Source organism: Roseivivax halodurans JCM 10272, from assembly GCF_000521785.1.
In the GTDB taxonomy this organism is placed as follows: Bacteria; Pseudomonadota; Alphaproteobacteria; order Rhodobacterales; family Rhodobacteraceae; genus Roseivivax; species Roseivivax halodurans.
Genome location: NZ_JALZ01000027.1, coordinates 18666 through 36426 on the forward strand (window position 1 = coordinate 18666; position 17761 = coordinate 36426).

At 63.5% G+C, this 17761-nt stretch carries 13 protein-coding genes; 5 read left to right on the forward strand and 8 right to left on the reverse strand.

All coding sequences use genetic code 11. The features are described 5' to 3' along the window. Positions 1-522 precede the first annotated feature (522 nt). The 4 genes from OCH239_RS16815 to OCH239_RS16830 are packed head-to-tail and all read left to right on the forward strand — an operon-like array spanning position 523 to position 6264. Positions 523-2619 carry a TonB-dependent siderophore receptor gene (locus OCH239_RS16815; RefSeq protein ID WP_037265199.1) on the forward strand — a complete coding sequence of 699 codons (2097 nt, stop codon included), beginning with the start codon at positions 523-525 and terminating at the stop codon, positions 2617-2619. Then, positions 2613-3524: an iron-siderophore ABC transporter substrate-binding protein gene (locus OCH239_RS16820; protein WP_037265201.1), complete on the forward strand. Its 912-nt coding sequence runs from the start codon at positions 2613-2615 to the stop codon at positions 3522-3524. Before OCH239_RS16815 ends, OCH239_RS16820 begins: the two co-directional genes overlap by 7 nt. Continuing rightward, the gene (fhuB, locus tag OCH239_RS16825; protein ID WP_037265203.1) at positions 3521-5497 is read left to right on the forward strand and encodes a Fe(3+)-hydroxamate ABC transporter permease FhuB; all 1977 of its coding nucleotides are present in this window, start codon (positions 3521-3523) and stop codon (positions 5495-5497) included. The genes OCH239_RS16820 and fhuB overlap by 4 nt, the downstream gene beginning before the upstream one ends. Then, complete coding sequence (locus OCH239_RS16830) at positions 5494-6264, forward strand: ABC transporter ATP-binding protein (RefSeq protein WP_037265206.1); 771 nt, start codon at positions 5494-5496, stop codon at positions 6262-6264. The genes fhuB and OCH239_RS16830 overlap by 4 nt, the downstream gene beginning before the upstream one ends. 637 nt (positions 6265-6901) lie before the next feature. Here OCH239_RS16830 and OCH239_RS16835 read toward each other — a convergent pair. From OCH239_RS16835 to OCH239_RS16860, 6 genes are all read right to left on the reverse strand, one after another. Next, entirely contained in the window at positions 6902-7702 is an 801-nt protein-coding gene (locus OCH239_RS16835; RefSeq protein WP_211242010.1) for a siderophore-interacting protein, read from the reverse strand. Positions 7703-7924: 222 nt separating this feature from the next. Continuing rightward, positions 7925-10078 (reverse strand): TonB-dependent receptor, encoded by a 2154-nt coding sequence (locus OCH239_RS16840; RefSeq protein ID WP_037265209.1) that lies wholly within the window; start codon positions 10076-10078, stop codon positions 7925-7927. A 68-nt stretch (positions 10079-10146) separates the two neighbouring features. Continuing rightward, positions 10147-10989, reverse strand: coding sequence for an ABC transporter ATP-binding protein (locus OCH239_RS16845; RefSeq protein WP_037265212.1), 843 nt, complete (start codon positions 10987-10989; stop codon positions 10147-10149). Continuing rightward, positions 10982-11953 (reverse strand): FecCD family ABC transporter permease, encoded by a 972-nt coding sequence (locus OCH239_RS16850; protein WP_037265216.1) that lies wholly within the window; start codon positions 11951-11953, stop codon positions 10982-10984. Before OCH239_RS16850 ends, OCH239_RS16845 begins: the two co-directional genes overlap by 8 nt. Then, positions 11950-12945, reverse strand: coding sequence for a FecCD family ABC transporter permease (locus tag OCH239_RS16855; protein ID WP_037265218.1), 996 nt, complete (start codon positions 12943-12945; stop codon positions 11950-11952). Before OCH239_RS16855 ends, OCH239_RS16850 begins: the two co-directional genes overlap by 4 nt. Next, positions 12942-13880, reverse strand: coding sequence for an iron-siderophore ABC transporter substrate-binding protein (locus OCH239_RS16860; protein ID WP_037265220.1), 939 nt, complete (start codon positions 13878-13880; stop codon positions 12942-12944). The genes OCH239_RS16855 and OCH239_RS16860 overlap by 4 nt, the downstream gene beginning before the upstream one ends. A gap of 485 nt (positions 13881-14365) precedes the next feature. Here OCH239_RS16860 and OCH239_RS16865 point away from each other — a divergent pair, with 485 nt between their 5' ends. Next, positions 14366-14833: an MAPEG family protein gene (locus tag OCH239_RS16865; protein ID WP_037265221.1), complete on the forward strand. Its 468-nt coding sequence runs from the start codon at positions 14366-14368 to the stop codon at positions 14831-14833. 341 nt (positions 14834-15174) lie between these two features. Here OCH239_RS16865 and OCH239_RS16870 read toward each other — a convergent pair whose 3' ends face one another. Both OCH239_RS16870 and OCH239_RS16875 read right to left on the reverse strand, forming a co-directional pair. After that, positions 15175-16611: a DUF6880 family protein gene (locus tag OCH239_RS16870; RefSeq protein ID WP_037265222.1), complete on the reverse strand. Its 1437-nt coding sequence runs from the start codon at positions 16609-16611 to the stop codon at positions 15175-15177. Between the two features lie 224 nt (positions 16612-16835). Further along, positions 16836-17486, reverse strand: coding sequence for a class I SAM-dependent DNA methyltransferase (locus OCH239_RS16875; protein ID WP_037265223.1), 651 nt, complete (start codon positions 17484-17486; stop codon positions 16836-16838). Positions 17487-17761 lie beyond the last annotated feature (275 nt).

Below are 17761 nucleotides of genomic sequence, written 5' to 3' on the forward strand. Positions count from 1 at the left end.
CGGCCGCTCAAGAACAACGTGGTCGAGGTCCGCAGTCAGCCCAAACGCGACATTCGGATCAGGCGCATCCGCTGCTTCGCTGCGATTGCGAAGAGAACCCGCCGGTTTCCCGGAACCGGACATCCGGCGACGCACTCCGAGCATTGGTGATGCCCCGATCCGTCCCAAGGTTCGCGCCGCGCAGGAAGCGGAATTTGCAAAGTGCGTCTTTTGCCGGGTTCGGGGATGTACATGCTGCAGTGCCGCGTGCAGTAGCTGACATTCGCCGCAGGTGCATCATCAGCGAGGGCCCGATGGGCAGCATTGCAGACATTGGGGACACTCGCCCTCAATCTAGCAAAGCCCAAAGTCATGCTACTAAGCCCTCGGGGCCACGGTCCCCGCGTCTGGCATCGCATCAAGACCTGCTCGCCTGTGTCGTAAACGACACAGGATGTGAGAGTTGGCCAAAACCAGCGCGTCCCTCATACGCCATTCCCGACAAAAACAGTTAGGTGACTGCCAGTGAAGCAGGAGGCTGTTATGAGAAGCACATATCGCGCATTTCTACTGGCTGGCGCGAGTGCGACCGCACTTGTCCCAGCACTGGCTCGAGCGCAAGATGACGGGTCTTCAATCGAGCTTGATCCGATCTTTGTTACCGCGACAACCGACACTACTGCCCAAGCTGAAGGCTACGTTGCCGACTACAGTCAGGCGGCGACCAAGAGCGACACCCCGGTTGCCGAAACACCGCAGTCGATCTCGGTCGTAACGGCGCAACAGATCGATGATCAGAACGCCCAAACCCTGGGGCAAGCCTTGCGCTACACGGCGGGCGTCCTGGGAGAACCTTTCGGCGTCGATCCCAGATTCGACAGTCCCACCATACGTGGCTTTGAGGCGCGAGGGTCTCAGTACGTCAACGGCCTCAGGCAACTTCGATACTTGGGGGCCCCTGCTTATGAAACGTATGCGCTTCAGCAAGTCGAGGTCCTTCGAGGGCCGAACTCGTCGCTGTACGGCGCCGGCTCACCTGCGGGCATTATCAACCAGGTTCAGAAACGCGCCCAAAGTTTCGACTTCGGCGAAGTTGGAGTGGGGTTTGATGACAACGGCTCAAATCAAGTCTTCTTCGACTTTAACAGGACGGCGACCGAGGATCTTTCGTTCCGGCTGACCGGGATCGGAAAAGACTTCAACTCGCAAATCGACGAGCTCGGGAACGAACGCGGCTATGTCGGCCTCGCAGCCCGTTGGCGACCAACCGATCGCACCACGATCGACTTCATCTCGTCGTATACCGACGATTCCCCGATTTCTCCCCCAGGGATACCCGCGGCACTTGTCGATCAGGGCGACGACGACGACCTGCGAGAACTCTATACCGGCGAAGAAAACTGGGACGAAAGTGACCGCCAAATCTTCAATCTCGGGTACGAGCTGAACCACGAGCTGCCGAACGGCTGGGCATTGAGCCAAGGGTTTCGGTATGAAGAGTTCGATTGGGAGTATTATGGCCATTACGTGAATGGCACTGCGAACGGCGGCACAGAAATTACCCGTGGCGCGAACCGGCAGGTCGAACACAACTCAGGTATCAACCTCGATACCCGGCTTACGGGAGAGATCGCGACAGGAGCGGCCACTCACGATCTCCTGTTCGGAATCGATATCCGGCGCTACGAGGCCGATACCATCACCGAATTCTATTACGGCGAAAACCTTGACTGGCAGGACCCCGACTACGGTAACATTCCCACAGGCGATGCCTGGTATGTCAGTACGCCCGATATCACGCAGACCCAGATTGGCGCGTATGCGCAGGATGAAATCACCGCCGGACGCCTCCGCGGTTCCTTCGCGCTGCGCTACGATTGGTCCAAACAAGAGGGCACCACGTTCACCAACTTTGCCGGCGAGGGCGACATCGATCAAACTGACGATGCCCTCACTGGTCGCGCCGGGCTCGGCTACGAGGTCGCACCGGGAACACTCGTTTACGCCAACTATTCCACATCCTTCGATCCGGTGATCGGCGTGGACGGTGCTGGTGATCAACTGAAGCCATTGGAGGCCAGGCAGTTCGAAGTGGGGGCAAAGTACCAACCTGACAGCTTCAACGGCCTGTTCACGGCTGCGATCTACGACTTGCGGCAGGAGAATCTGACGGTCAATCTCGGCGCTCCGCTCGGTCAGCGTCAGATCGGAGAGGTTCAGTCCTATGGCCTGGAGCTTGAGGCGGTTGCCGAACTCCGCCAGGGTTTGAACTTCCGCGCTAGTTACGCCTACAACGAAACGGAGCAGATCGAGCCGGATGGTGCGAATGATGGGAACGAATTGCCCAATGCACCAAATCATCTTGCAGGCATCTGGTTGGACCAGTCCTTCGACAGCGGTTTCCGCATTGGCGGCGGCGCCCGCTATATCGGTGACCGCAAGGGCGATCTGGCAAATACCTACGATATCGACGACGTTACCGTAGTCGACTTGGCGGCGGGCTATTCCAGGGACAACATGGAAATCTCGATGAATGTCGATAACATGTTCGACAATGTATATGTGTCGAGTTGTGGCTCTTTCGGTTGTTACTATGGAGAGGGCCGGACGTTCTCGGCCAAAGTCAGCTATAAGTGGTGACACCCAAGACTGAGGAACGCGGCTCTCTCTCTCGCCGTGCCTTCATCTCCGCCGCCGGCCTCGCGCTGGCGGCGGCAACGTCTGGGCGCGCCGATCCCGGTGGCCCGCGGCTGGCAGCCATCGACTGGGCCATGCTGGAGACTGCCGTGGCCATCGGACACATGCCCGTCGCGGCCTGCGAGCTGATCCGGTTTCGGGCTGAATCGCCGACCCCAGCCATTCCCGCGGATGTGGTCGATCTCGGTCTGCGCGGCGCGCCGAATTTCGAACTCCTGCAATTGGTTCGACCCGACCTGATCCTGATCTCTCCCTATTATACGCGGTACGAGTCCCGTCTGTCTCGGCTTGCGCCGGTACTGAACCTGCCGTTTTACATACCGGGCGAGCCCCCCTTGCCAAAGGCCTTGTCGGCACTCGGCGACCTCGCCACTGCCGTCGACGATACCAGTTCCGCCATCAAAGCCCACACCCGCGCAAAAGCGGAACTGGACGCCATAGCGGACGAATTGTCCGGCTTTGCCGATCGGCCCCTGTGCCTGATCAATATCGGCGATGCCCGTCACTTGCGCGCCTTCGGGTTCGACAGCCTGTTCGGCTCGGTGATCTCCCGGCTCGGCCTCACCAATGCGTGGGAGGGCCGGACCCGGTTCAGCTTTCTGGCGCCGGTGCCGATAGAACAGCTAGCAACCATGCCCGAGGCGCGGGTGGTAATCGTCGGCGAGGTGCCTGCCCACGCCCAACGCAGCCTCGCGCGCGCCAAGCTCTGGAAAGCGCTTCCGCCGGTTTCCGATGGACGACTTTATCAACTGCCTGAGGTCAACGCCTTCGGCGGGCTGCCGTCCGCGCTGCGTTTCGCCAGGGTATTGCGCGACGCCCTTATCCGGCAGCAGACGGTTCAGTTGTGATCCGAAGCTGGCTCATCACGATAGGGCTGGTCACAACTCTGGCACTCGTCCTCTGGTGCTGGGCCGCCACCCGAATGCTTCCGGTATCGTCGTGGCCGTCATTTCCGTTTCGGACGGAAGAGATGAGCCTCGAGCAGATAATCCTCGCGTACGGAATGATACCGCGCGGCGTCATCGCCCTCGTCGCGGGGGCGGCGCTCGGATTGTCCGGGGCGATCCTTCAGACTGTGCTGCGCAATCCCATCGCCGACCCGACCACCCTCGGAATTTCCTCGGGCGCTCAACTTTCGCTTGTGCTGACCACTATCCTTGCGCCCGATCTTCTTATGGCAGGGCGCTGGCCGATAGCGATGTCAGGTGCCGTTCTCGCCGCGGCGCTGGTCATGACAGCTGGTGCAAGGCGCGCCTTCGCGCCGGTGACCATGGTTGTCGTCGGCATGCTCGTGGCGCTGACCGCGAGCGCGATTGCTACGGCCGTGACGCTGGCGCAAGGTGAATACCTGTTGTCGCTCGTGATCTGGAACGGCGGCTCTCTGGTGCAGCAGGACTGGTCGGGCGTGCAGGCGCTGACGTTGGTGCTCTCGCTCGGTGGCGCAGCTGCGGCTTTGCTGGCGCGACCTTTGCGAGTTCTGTCGCTGGGGATCGAGGGGGCGTCCGGGCTCGGGCTTAACGTGGCAGCGGTACGGCTGGCAGGCATCGCCGTTGCGGTTGCCCTCGCAGGTGCGGTATCTGCCGAGCTCGGATTGATCGGATTTGTCGGCCTTGCCGGCCCGGCTCTGGCACGCAGCCTCGGCGCCCGCAGCATTCCCGAGCGGCTCGTCTTATCCACCATTCTTGGCGCGCTGATCCTATCGGTCTGCGACGGTCTGGTGTTGATCGTTGCCGGAACCAGCGGCGAGATGTTCCCGACCGGCGCGCTTACGGGCTTGATCGGGGGGCCGTTAATGATCTGGCTGCTGCCCCGCCTCCGCGGGTCCACTCCTCCGGGGACCGAGGCCGCCGAAGGACCGGCTCCGCGACGTGATCGCCCCATGCCGCTGCTCCTCACGCTGCTCGCGATGCTTCTGGCGGCAGCTATGCTTCTGGTTGGGATCGGGCGGGTACCGGGCGGATGGGCTATTCTCGACGCACAGAGTTTTGCCGATTTCCTGCCGATGCGACTGCCCCGGCTGATCGCCGCCGCTTCGGCGGGTGCGGCTCTCGCAACCGCCGGTGCAATCCTTCAGCGCCTGACCGGGAACCCGCTGGCGTCTCCCGAGGTGCTGGGCGTGTCGGGCGGTGCCTCGCTGGGGTTCGCGATCGTCGTATATGCCTTTGCGGCTCCGAGCGGCGCAATGCTGTATGCAGGAACCATGACGGGCGGCGTGATCGCACTGGCCGTGGTCGGCGCCTATGTCTTCCGCCGCGATATGCCGACCGAGCGCATCCTTCTCGCCGGCATCGCCGTATCATCCCTGGCCTCGGCGGTACTGTCGGCAATGATGGCATCGGGAGACGCGAAATCCTGGACAGTGCTTGCCTGGCTCAGCGGATCTTCCGCGACGGTGCTGATGCCGGGGGCTCTGGGACTGTTGTCGGTGGCCAGTGCCATCTGGATCGCGGCGGTGGCAGGACGACGATGGCTGGCAATTTTGCCGCTGGGCCATGGCGTCTCGGCAGGTCTGAGCCTGCCGTTGCGCGGAGCGCGGCTGAGCCTGATCCTGCTTGCCGGCATTGCGACCGGAGCGGCTACGGTCCTGGTCGGACCGCTCAGCTTCGTTGGGCTGATGGCCCCCCATTTGGCCCGCCGCTTCGGCCTTGCCTTGCCGGGATTGCATGTGACCGGCGCCGCGCTGATTGGAGCGCTTCTGATGACGCTCGCCGATTTCGGCGCACGCATGGCAGGCTTCCCGTACGAGCTGCCTTTGGGTCTGTTCGCCTCGCTGATCGGGGCGCCGTGGCTGTTCTGGCTGATCATGAGAGGGCAGAGATGACCACGTTATTCTCGATCAACGACCTATGCGTCGATGTGCCCGGCCGGCGGCTGCTCGAAGGCGTGACCCTGGACTTGCCGAGAAACCGGGTGATCGGCCTCATAGGACATAACGGATCGGGGAAGTCGACGCTGCTCAAGGTTCTTGCACGTCAGATCGCCTCCACCGGTTCAGTCCAATTCGAAGGCACGCCGCTCCCTGACTGGAGCGCACGCGAATACGCACGCAGACTTGCCTTTCTGCCGCAGAGCCCGCCCTCGGCCGAGGGCATGCTGGTGCGCGAACTGGTCGCGCTCGGGCGCTATCCCTGGCACGGTGCCCTGGGCCGCTTCAGTCCCGAGGATGACGCATATGTGCGCGTTGCAATGGCTGAATGCGGTATCGCACCCTTCGCCGACCGCCTGGTGGATACTCTGTCTGGCGGGGAGCGCCAGCGATGCTGGTTGGCAATGATGGTCGCCCAGCAGGCCTCCACATTGCTTCTCGACGAACCGACCTCCGCTCTCGACATTGCCCACGCCGTCGAGGTGATGCGCCTGGTGCGAAAGATGTGCCAGGATCGGCAGCGCAGCGCGATCGTGGTTCTGCACGAGGTGAACATGGCGGCGCGGTTTTGCGACCACATCGTCGCGCTGAAAGACGGGCGTATCGCGCTTGATGGCGCACCGGCCGACCTTATGCATGCGGAGGCGCTACACGACATATTTTCATTGAGGATGGAGATCCTGACGCGAGGAGACGGCCAGAGGGTCGCAGTACCCGCTTGAGTCGCATGCAAGAACATGCAGCCAAAGGCAGGGGCCTTGGTTCGGACTCAAACTGGCTGTCGGATAACTCAACATGAATCTTAAGAGGCTCGAAACCGACTTGCGGCACCGCGGCGTGTCAAGATCACGTGCCGACACGGGGGTCGGCGATGGGTTGGTGCGTGGCGGAGCGGAAAAAACGTTTTGTCTGCAGCATTTCTTCCCGCAATGCGCCCCTGCCAAACGGCTCGGGATAAGGGCCGCATCGTCAGACAGAAACGTTCTCTAACGCCCAAATCCAGCGAAAGACCGGGAACCTGCGGGCCGTTCAGTTGCTCCTTGGGCATACGAAGATGGGCTCAACAATCCGCTACCTCGGGGTCGAGCGCGAAGATGCGCTCTTGCTATCTCGGATGCCGTTGAGATTTGACCAGATGGGCCGGACAACGCTGCCGGCCGAGTTCGAACACGTTGGAAATATCGAGCGCACATGGCGGACGGACGTGGTCAGCAGAGCGTCGCGGTTGACTGCGGCACGAGAGGCGGGCTCCGGACGTTCGCCGCTCATGCGAGCTTTTGATACAGTAACCGAGCAGGCTCAAGCTGGAGAAACAAGGTGCTGGCGCTAACAACAGGAGCGCCCGGAGCTTGGCTCAGGTCATCCCTCTGCCAGCGCCTTCGACCAATAGGCCGCGACATGATACCGGTTCTTAGGTGCTGAAGCCTCGATCAGACGGGCCCTCACCGCCAGCATGTCATCGCGTTCCCCAGCAAAGAAGCTGAATGCATCGGCCTGCGGGATCGGGAGCGCGAGACCGGCATGCACCGGCAAAACACCCCCGTCTCGCGGGATCCACATGACGCGAAAGCCCTCCGGCGCGCGGAGGCTCTGAACATCGTCCTCTGAAGGAACGAACAGCCGGGCAGTACCAGACGTTCCGGCGGCAAGCCCGGCAATGATCCGGGCGATGACGGGGATGGCGGTTTCGTCACCTACCAGGTCCACACGCCGCGCAGCCGGCGGCACACGGCTTCCACTCGGTCCGGTGATTGCGACGGTCTCGCCGAGTGCGACCCCGTCGATCCAAGCGGTCACGCGGCCGCCCTCGTGCCGGAATACGTCGAAGACGAGCCGCGCGCCGGCCTCGCCAAGGCGATGGATCTCGCGCGTGGTGTAGACCGGTCGGTGCCAGGATTCGACGCCTCCTGGCCATGCGGTGACGCCGGACGCGTCAAGATGCGGCCAGCCCGCGCCGTTCGGTCCGAAGAGAAGGCGGAAGTGCAGCCGCCCCTCCGCGAAACGCCAAAGATCGGGTCCCGTGACCGAAATCCGCGTGAAGGAGGGTGAGATGCGGTCGATCCGCTCGACCGTCCCGAAGCTCAAGTTGTGCGGTTGCTCGCGGGACCCGGTGATCTCCCAGCGACACACGATCCCTGCCGCGGCAAGGCGCGTGGTCAAGAAGTCTCGAAGTGCTTGCAACGTCGCTTGGTCTTCGGAAGTCAGCAGCAGCTCGCTCGCTTCCCCTGCTTTTGAAAGATCGATCGTGCCAAGCTGCGCATGCACGCGCAGTCCGCCCTCACTATGTGTGACTGCGAGCTCCCGCGCGGCGGCGACATTCGAGAAGTGGGCTGCGCCGTCCGCGTAGGGCAGATCAAGTCGAGTTCTCGCTTCGGCGACCATTCAGAAACGGTAGCCGAACTGCACTCCGATCTCCCGGCCTTCACCGAGACCGGCAAGAACGTTCGGACCTGCCTCGTAGGTGAAATACTCCTTGTCGAAGAGATTCGAGGCATAGGCGGTGATCGATGCGCCGTTGTTCCAGCCGTAGCCGACGCTCGCATCGACGATGGTGTACTGCCCGAGATCGACCCGGTCGGTGGTTCCCGTCTCGATCCGGGACTTGTATGCGCCGGTGTAGGTGGCGTCGGCCGAGGCGAAGATGCCGGTGCCGCCGATGTTGTAGTCCACCCCGAGAGAGAGGGTGCGTTCCGGGGCCAGCGAGAACACCTCACCCGAATAATCCACGCCTCCGGCCTCGAAGTCCGTGAATTCGGTCGTCAGAGCGCCGAACGCCGCGTTCAGATCCACGAGCGGCGTCGCAGCGTAGGTCAGCTCGAGTTCTCCGCCCCAGGATTCCGAGAGTCCCGCGTTGTCGATATAGTTGCTGTTGAAATCGCCGGGAATTTCCTGAAGCTCGATCTGCTGGTCGTTCCACTCCTGATAGAACAGCGCCGCGTTGACCCGGAGCGCGCCGTTCATGAAGGTGCCGCGATAGCCGAGTTCGACATTCTGCGTCTCGGAGGGATCGTATTCGTACGTATCGCCGCTCGAGAACTGGATGCCGGCGCCGCCCGGCCGGTATCCTTCCTGATAGACGAGAGAGACCTGCTGGTTTGGCGTGACGTCGTAGCGAAGCCCGAGCTTCGGCAGGAAGACCCTGTCCTCGAAGTCCGTTTCGGTGTCGACGCCGCTCGATTCCGCTTTCTGGTCGATCGAGATATCGTCCAGGCGGCCTCCCGCGATGATCGAGATGCCCTCCAGGAATTCGTACTCGACCTCGCCGAAGGCGGCGTAGTTGGTGATCTCGGTCTCGTTGTCCGTCCTCGTCGGACCGAAGATGTCCTGCTCGCGGAAGGCGGTCTGGTTCTCGCGCGCAGCGTAGAGGCCAGCGACCCAGCGCAGCCGGCCGGACTCATCGTAATTGAGGCGGAGCTCCTGACTGAAGAGTTCCTGTTCGAACTTGCCGTTCGTGGTGCCCGTCGCGCCGTCAGTTCCGAAATTGATCGACTTCCGCTCGGTCGTCGATCTGGTGTAGCCGGTGACAGACGTCAGTTCGAGGGCGTTGGAGAACGCATGGGTGATCTCGAGCCCGACATTGTCTACGATCGTCTTGCGCGGCACGTCCTGATAGCCGGGAACCTCGGGGAGGCCGAAGCCTGCATAGACGTCCGGGGTCAGAGCGCCGTAGATGTCGCCGCGCCGCTCGTCGAAGCCCTCAGCGGCGGTGGAAAAGTCCTCGCCCGCAATGAAGTTGGTGGTCGGGCTGTCCTCGGAATGGCTGTAGCTCAGAAGGACACGTGTATCGTCGCTCCCCGTCGGCAGCCACAGCAGTTTGGCGCGCGCCGTCCAGTAATCGTCTGTCACGAAGTCGTCGTAGCGGTCATACTGCTCGTAACTCGGGAAATCGATGTCGCTCTGCTTTTCGGAGTAGATCCCGCTGACCCGGTAGGCGAGCCGGTCGTTGATCGCATCTCCAAATGCGAGACCGACCTGCCTCCGCTCGTCCGAGCCGACGCGAACCTGTGCCTCGCCGGAGCGGGCAAATTCGGGATCCTTGGTGCGCAGGTAGATGGCACCGGCAAGCGCGTTCCGCCCCGTTAGCGTCGATTGCGGGCCGCGATAGACTTCGATCTGCTCCACGTCGAAGGTGGAGCGAAGTCCCCGCCGAGCACCTTCGACCGTCTGTTGCACGCCGTCGATATAAACAGACGCCAGAGGCGCCCCGAACCCGCCGGGCGTCAGGCCCTCGGAGTTCAGACCGCGCAGGACGAAACCGCTCTCGGTCGCGTCTCCTGTGTTGACGTTCGCCACGCGGTCGAAGGCATCGCGATAGGTGTCCGTGGTAGGTTGCGAGAGCGTCTCCTCCTCAACGATGCCGACCGAGGCCGTCGTTTGTGCAGCCTCGCTGGTCGTCCGGTCGCCGTAGACCATGATCGGATCCAACGCGATGTCCCCCATTTCTTGGGCGATCACCGCCGAAGCGGCCAAGGAAGACGCGCTCGCAAGAAGGCTTGCGAGGCAGATGCGGGCGGGCTTGCGGATTTTCGGGGACACGGCGGAGCCTCCAGTATGATTCTTACTGATTTACTCAGCTTTAATCGCCAAATTCCCGACGTTTTTCGTTAGATATTTGTGGAATCGAGAGAGGCCCCGCATTCCTGTTGCAGGGGGGCATCACCGGGGCGGGCACTGCGTGGCAGACAGATTGGTGCGCCTGTGTCGGGATCCGTCAGAACGACAATCTCCACCCCGAAGGCGGCACGCAGGTTGTCCGGTGTCAAAACATCCTTCGGTTCGCCTTGTGCCATGATGCGCCCGCCGGCCAGGAGCACGATGCGATCGGCATGCCGTGCCGCCTGCACGAGGTCGTGCAGAACCGCGACGATTGTCGCACCGCTGCGGTCCACGAGTTGCCGCATCAGGCTGAGAACTTCCACCTGGTGGCCAAGGTCGAGATAGGTGGTCGGCTCGTCGAGCAGCACGATGCTGCTCTCCTGCGCAAGCGTCATGGCGATCCATGCCCGCTGCCGCTGCCCCCCGGACAGGCGGTCGATGGGCCGGTCGCGCAGATCGGTCAGCGCCGTGCGGGCAAGGGCATTCTCCACGGCGCGTCGGTCGTCTTCCTGCCACGGCTGAAAGATCGAGCGATGCGGATATCTGCCCTGCCGCACCAGATCCTCGACCGTCAGGCCGTCCGGCGCTGTCGCGGCTTGCGCGAGAATGCCGACCCGCCGCGCGAGGGCCTTGGTCCCCGTCTGTGCGATGGAACGACCGTCGAGGATCACCTCGCCGTCCGCCGGCCGCAGCAGCCCGGCGAGCGCACGAAGTATCGTCGATTTGCCGCAGCCATTCGGCCCGAGAAGCGCTGTGAAGCGACCGGGATGGATGTCGAGGTCCAGCGCATCGACGACCGTGGTGCGGCCATAATCGAGCGTCAGGTTCCGCGCGGCAAGGTTCTCAGTCATTGCGACGTCTCCACAGAAGCACTCCGAAGAACGGCGCGCCGAGCATCGCCGTGACGATGCCGACAGGAAGCTGCACAGGGGCAAGCGCCCGCCGCGCGATCAGGTCCGCCGCGAGTACGAGCAAGGCCCCGGTCAGCGCCGAGGCCGGAAGCAGCGCCGCGTGCCTCTGCCCCACGAGGCCTCTGGCGATATGCGGAGCGGCAAGTCCGACAAACGCGATCAGCCCCGCTGCGGCAACGGCGGCACCGCAGATCATCGCCGTTCCGAAGAGGAGCGCGATCCGCACGAGGTTCACCGGCTGGCCCCTGCCGCGCGCGACGTCGTCGCCAAGGACGATCAGGTCGAGCTCACGGGCTCCGAAAGCGATCAGCAGGCAGGCGGGAAGCATCCAGCCGATCAGCTCCGGCAGCCGGTCCCACCGGCTGTCCCGAAGCGATCCCGCAAGCCAGACCATTGCACGTTGTACCGCGGCCACTTCCCCGAAAGTCGATATGAAGCTGGCACAGGCTCCGGCGAAGGCCGAGATCCCGATGCCGACGAGGATCAGGCGCAGCGACGTGGTGCCGTTGCGCCACGACAGCGCGAAGATCCCTACGGTCGCGGCGAGCGCACCGGTGAAGCTCGCGACCGGCAGGATGCTTTCGGGGAGGCTGCCGATCTCGACGATGACCAGCGTCGCGGCAAGCGCCGCGCCGGCGTTTATCCCGATGATACCCGGATCGGCCAGCGGATTGCGCATGATCGTCTGACAGACCGCACCCGCGAGGCCGAGTGCCGCGCCGACGATCGCGCCGATGATCGCACGCGGCAGGCGCAGCTGTGTGACGATAATGCCTGTGGGGCCCTCCTCCCCAATCAGTGCGCCGATGACGTCCAATGGCGGAATGGTCTGGTCCCCCAGCGCCAGCGCCGCGAGGAACAGGACGCCGAGGCCGGTGCAGAGAGCCGGGATCCAGGGACTCATCCGCGGTCTACTCCGTGCCTGCGTGCCAGCCAGACAAAGAACGGGGCCCCTATCAACGCCGTGGCGACGCCTGCAGGCAGATCAACGGCGAGGATGGCTCGCGGCGCCGTGTCCGCGGCAAGGACGAGCGCCGCGCCTCCGACCGCGGAAAAGGGCAGAATCCGTGCATAATCCGGGCCGACGATCATCCGCGTGATATGCGGGACTACAAGCCCGACGAAAGCAAGCGGCCCGGCCATCGCGACGGCGCCTCCTGCGAGGGCGGCGACCAGCGCGGCAGCAATGCCTCGCCACGCCTTGAGGTTCTGGCCTAGCCCGCGCGCGCTCTCGCCAAGACTGAGGGTCGTGAACTGGCGCCCGAGCCCGAGCGCGACCGAAACGGCCAGAGCGATCCATGGCAGGACCGCCACGACCTGGCCGAGATCCCGGCCGCGCACCGATCCGACCGTCCAGAAGCGCACCGTATCGAGCGTCTGCGCGTCGAACAGGAGAATTGCGTTGGTCACGGCTCCGAGGAAAGTTGCAGCGATCACGCCTGCAAGGATTAGCTTGATCGGTGTCGGTCCGCTTCGGCCTGCCGCGCCGAGAGAATAGACGAGTGCAGCAGCGCACCCCGCGCCGATCATGGCGACAAAGGTCAGGGTTCCGCTCGCGGTCACCTCGAAGGCCGAAAGCGCGATAACGACGGCGAATGCCGCGCCGGCATTGACGCCCATCAACCCGGGCTCTGCCAGAGGATTGCCCGTCACCGCCTGCATGATCGCTCCAGCGACGGCGAGCGCCGCGCCCGCACCTATGGCGGCCAAGACGCGCGGCAGGCGCACCTGCCAGACCACCAGATCGGCGCGCGTATCGCCGGGGTCTCGCAGCGCCTCGATCATGGCAGACCAGGAAATGTCCGAGCTTCCGGTACCGATCGAAAGAACCATCAGAAGCACCAGCACCGCCATGCCGGCGAATAGTCCGGTGATGTCGCCGGGGGCAGGCCTCATTCGGTGTCGATCACATAGCGTTCGAGATCGTCCAGAACGGCATGCGCCGAGTCGATGCCGCTGAACTGCATCCAATGGCCGTGATCAACCCGATGCACATTGCCCGAGCGAACCGCAGGCAGCATCTGCCAGAGCGGGTTTTCCAGCACCTCCTCGTGGCGGCCGTCGGAATCCGAGGCGTTCGTGCCGCCCACGACGTAGAGGAGCACCTCGCCGTCGAGCTCGGCGATTTCTTCCCAGTCGGGCCGCTTCATGGACAGCGTCGGATCGTCAGTGGTCTCGTAGTCCGTGCGCCGGACCCCGGCCTCCCGCATGATCTCGAACGGTGCGTAGGTTTCGGGTGCGTCGAGATAGACCTGAAAGTCCCAAGAGGTGATCCGCAGAACAGACACCGTCGACGCGGGCATCCGCGAGCGTACGTCCTTGAGGCGGGCATCGAGATCGTCAAGGCGCGACTCGACGGTGTCTTCCTCGCCGGTGAACCCCGCCATCAGCCGGTAGAAGTCGCGCCAGTCGGTATCGGTGTAGAGAAGCGTCGGTCCGAATTGCGACACCTGCGGATAGATGCCGCTGGCCATCGACTCGCTGCCGACAAGGCCGACGATCAGGTCAGGCTGAAGAGCCACGAGGGTCTCAAGACTGGGTTCGGTCACGAAGCCGAGGCTTTGGATGCCAGCCTCGCGGGCCCTTGCATTCAGACCCTCGTCGCTCATCCGGTCGAGCGGTGCGCCGATGATGGGCAGACCGACGTCGAGCCCAATCCCGAGACCGAAGCTGGCGTCGAGCACGACAACGCGGGTCGGCGTTTCGGGCAGACACAGCGGTGCAGCGTAGACGGCCTCCGAGGTCACATACTTGCCCTCGCAGTCCGACTGCGCGTGCGCCGTTTCCGTTGCGACGACCAAGGGAAATAGTATCAAGGGCCAGCGCAGCATGATGCCATCCAGTTACCAAGTTTTTTTGTCAAGTATCACGGGCGACGCACTGATGCCAGATGGGAGGCCGTTCGCCATCAAATCGCGAGCAATACGGCTTCCTCGAGACATGTATCTTGCCGGATCGAGATAGAAGGCGGCATTAAGCGAAACGCGTTCTCAGACCCCGGCTTCGCAACCGCAGCGAATGGCCGGTCTCGTGAATTTACCAATTTCCTCGCGGCTGCAGCAGGCCTATCGGCGCGGCTGGCACGAATGTCGTGATCGGGCTGAGTGCCGCCTTGGTCTGGGAGCTCGCGAACGGCGGTTTCGTCCGCACTGCTGCCCCAAGCTCCTTACCGGATGTGTTGAAGATCGCACCCGATGAGGTTGTCCCGTGCCAGAAAATCGGGCCGCTATGCGGTCGGCAACAAAATGCTCGCAACCACATGCCGCGAGCCGTGATAAGCTGATCTTGCGGAAGCCCCCGCAGGAGAGTGCCTTATATGACCTCTGCCCTCACGATGGAGAACCCGGTCTTTGCAGCTTACGCGGCTGCGGCCGCGCTCATGATACTCAAGCTGATGGGTCAGGGGTGGATGACCGTGGTGCTGATGGTGAAAACCGACGCGGGCCTTCTCAATCCCGAAGATCTTCGTTCCACGGTAGCCAACCGGAACCCCCGGCCCGATCAGATGGACCGAAACGAGACAGTCGAGCGCTCGCGCCGCATGCAGCGGAACGACCTTGAGAGCATTCCGGCCTTCCTGGCCGCCGGACTTGTCTTCGTGACTACGCAGCCGCCCCTATGGGTGGCGGTGCTTCTCTTCACCACCTTCGTTCTGTCGCGTCTCGCACACACCTATGCTTACGCAACAGCACAGAACCATGAGATACGGGCCACCTTTTTCTCGGTGGGCTCCGTCGTAGTGATTGTCATGGCTCTGTGGGTGTTGGTCGCATCGGTGGTCTGACACTCACAGCGTCAATCCTCTGCGAGGCTGATGTTTGGACGAGGCCGCGCCCTCGCAGAAATCTGCGAGGTCATGACGTGGTCTCGATCCTTTGATGTAGAGATTTTTCCTGGCTCACCAACACATCTGGTGAGGGCCTTGCCGCTGCCCGTATGGCCCTCGCGGATGATGCACACGCAGCGGATGTCAGCTGCTGAACGCGGCACCGCGGCATGGAACGCCGCCTGAACGCGGCAAAATACGCACTTTGCAAATTCCGCTATCTGCGCAATGCGGCCGACGGCCGGGCCCAGATATACTTCGAAGCTAGAAATGGTTCGCCGTGTTTGCGCAGTGATACGTCATTCCGCCCGCACTCGCTGCCAGAAGGCCGTCTTTCTGGGATGCGCCTGGCGCAGGCTGTTCAGATAGTCCGCGTGGGGCGGGTGCGGGCCGTAGTCTTCGATCTCGGCGTCCGCCGTGGCGCAGGAGGTCAGATGGCGCGCGGCGTGGCCGTAGCGCCCCGAGCGGGCTCGATCGAGGGCGAAGTCGATCATCGAGCGCCAGAGGAGGACGGCGGCGAGCGGGTGACCCGGGGCGAGGGCATCGGCGAGCGGGGTGAGGATCTCGTAGGCGTCGCCGTCGATCTCGTCGCTGCGGGCGTCGATGAGGTTTGCTGCGAGCGGCAGGTCGGGCGCCTCGAGGCAATAGACCAGCGCTTGCTCGACCGGCTCGTGCGCGAGAACGAGCCGACGTGCGGCCTCTTCGGCCTCGATGTCGTCGAAGTCGGGCAGGAGGCTCAGATGGCGGCGCAGGGCGGCGGGGCAGAGGTGTCGCTCGAAGCGGTGCCATAGGGCGGCGCGCAACTCGTCCGTGCGCCCGAGCGCCTCGAGGCAGGCGAAACGCGCCTCGTCGAGCTCGGGCGTGTCGTTCCATGGATCGCTTTTGTCCCGAGGGCGGACGGCCTCGACCAACCGCAGCGCTTCCTCGGGGCGGCCGGCCTCCAGCAGGCGGGTCGCGGCTGAGGGGGCGATCGTGACATAGGTCAGCTGCTCGGGCGTGTATTGCGCGAGCCAGCTGTCGACGTCGCCTTCCGCGTCGGCGACGTCCCGCAGGATCATGTTCGCCGTCAGGCTCCGCCCTGCGAGGGCGCGCTCGGCGCGGGCATCGTCGTCCGGGATGAAATCGTACCGGGCGTGGTCGGCCTCGGTCAGCGGCGCATCGCGTGCCGCTTCAGCCAGTGTCCTGAGGCGCGCCAGGCCGGTAGCCCCGAGCGCCTCGGCCAGAGAGGGCACGGCATCGTCGAAGGCCCCGTAGCCATCCTCCGAGATCGCCTCGAAGATGTCCTCGGCCAGCGCCTTTGGCGCCTTGCTCAGCCGCGGTGCGAGACGCGCGATGGCCGCCATCGCATCCCCCATGACGTCGCCGATCGTGCCCCAGCTGTCGTCGGTGCGCTCGTGGATGCCGGCGGCGAGGTGCAGCTGCGTCCAGAGCAGATCGAAGGCGGTGTCGGGGGCGTCGGGCGCGATGCGGGTCTCGATGAGCTGCGTCAGATCCGCCAGTTCCTGCGCCAGTTTCTTCTGCGCTTTGCGCGAGAGGAAGCTGCGGCCCCGGCGGATCGAAGAGAAACGCTTCAGGACGTCCGCCCGGATCGCCTCCAGCCCCTGATCGGCCGAGAGCGCCATGCGCACCCGCCGCTGCCGGGCGGCATCGCCCTTGACCGTTTCGAGCAGCAGGTCCGCAAGCGTGTCCGAGCCGAGGGCGACGAGGTTCGCCCTGTTCAGGGCCTTGCGCGCCATCTTCACCTCCTCGCCCGAAGCAGCCGCGGTCGGGATCATGCACCGGCAAAAGACCCGAACCGCCGTGGTCTAAATATGGAAAGAGCGCCCGGTGGGCGCCTACATGTAGATCACGGGAAAAACTTGGCCTCCCACGGGAAAAACTTCAGTGTGTCTTACACGGTTTCGGATCGGGGGCCATCCCTCGGGCCATGAATAAAGTTCTCCGGATAGGACCGGACCCGTCAGGTCACCCTGCAAACGGTATGGATGATCTGGATCTGCTGTCCGAAGTCCTCGTTCCCGGGAAGGTAGTCCTGCGGTTCGCTGATCTCGAGCACGGTCCACAGATTTTCCCGGACGATCTCCTCGACCGTCGTGCCGAAGTCGAGATCCGTCCAGCGGTCCGTGCGCTGGGTGAAGGTGATGACGCCCCCGGGGCGGACGCATCTGCAGAGGTCGCGCAGCATGTCCGCAGCATTCTCAATATAGGTCAGAACGCCTATGGACGCGGCGCCGGCCATTGAATTCTCCTCGACGGGCAGGGGCAGCTTCTGGAGGTCGTGCTCGACCAGTCGTTCGTAGAGATCGAGCTCCGTCGCCAGCCGCAGGCTCTCCGCGGAGATATCGAGACCGACCATCCGGAACGAGCCGTGGCTTCTCATGGCCTGCCCGAAGAGGCCCGTGCCGCAGCCTACATCGAGGACGGCGTCCCTAGGCATGAGGTGAGGGGCAAGCCGTCCGGCGGCATCGGAGGGCGCCTGGTAGTTCCAGGACTTCAGCGTCTCGTCATAGGTCGCGGCCCAGTCGTCGTAGTAGCGCGAGACGACCGCGGCATCCGTCGTGCCGCTCTTGAGGTCGAACGATTGATCGCGCTTCGAGGTGTTGGATGCCATTCGGGTGGTCCTTCGATGATTTCGGATGCACCCGAAGGTCACACGCAACCGACGGGGCCACAACGGCTGACAAAGCTGCACATATTTTGTTTTCGGCCGGTCGCTCGCGCAATTTTCCTGTATTTCTGGCTGTGGCTTGGTGGATGGCCAAAGTTCTCAGGCAGGAATGCTTCTCGGCCTGGTGACGTACGTGATCCTGACCGGATGGCGGGCAGCCGACCTGAGCTGCACCTTGTATGAACGTTTAAGAAGCGCAGAAAGTGAGCTTTGCAAAG

What these genes read in the sequence shown, in the direction of transcription:
- OCH239_RS16815 (WP_037265199.1), top strand. Translation starts at nt 523, where the DNA reads ATGAGAAGCACATATCGCGCATTTCTACTGGCTGGCGCGAGTGCGACC.
- OCH239_RS16845 (WP_037265212.1), bottom strand. Translation starts at nt 10,989, where the DNA reads ATGACTGAGAACCTTGCCGCGCGGAACCTGACGCTCGATTATGGCCGC.
- OCH239_RS16860 (WP_037265220.1), bottom strand. Translation starts at nt 13,880, where the DNA reads ATGCTGCGCTGGCCCTTGATACTATTTCCCTTGGTCGTCGCAACGGAA.
- OCH239_RS16850 (WP_037265216.1), bottom strand. Translation starts at nt 11,953, where the DNA reads ATGAGTCCCTGGATCCCGGCTCTCTGCACCGGCCTCGGCGTCCTGTTC.
- OCH239_RS16865 (WP_037265221.1), top strand. Translation starts at nt 14,366, where the DNA reads ATGACCTCTGCCCTCACGATGGAGAACCCGGTCTTTGCAGCTTACGCG.
- OCH239_RS16870 (WP_037265222.1), bottom strand. Translation starts at nt 16,611, where the DNA reads ATGGCGCGCAAGGCCCTGAACAGGGCGAACCTCGTCGCCCTCGGCTCG.
- OCH239_RS16855 (WP_037265218.1), bottom strand. Translation starts at nt 12,945, where the DNA reads ATGAGGCCTGCCCCCGGCGACATCACCGGACTATTCGCCGGCATGGCG.
- OCH239_RS16830 (WP_037265206.1), top strand. Translation starts at nt 5,494, where the DNA reads ATGACCACGTTATTCTCGATCAACGACCTATGCGTCGATGTGCCCGGC.
- OCH239_RS16875 (WP_037265223.1), bottom strand. Translation starts at nt 17,486, where the DNA reads ATGGCATCCAACACCTCGAAGCGCGATCAATCGTTCGACCTCAAGAGC.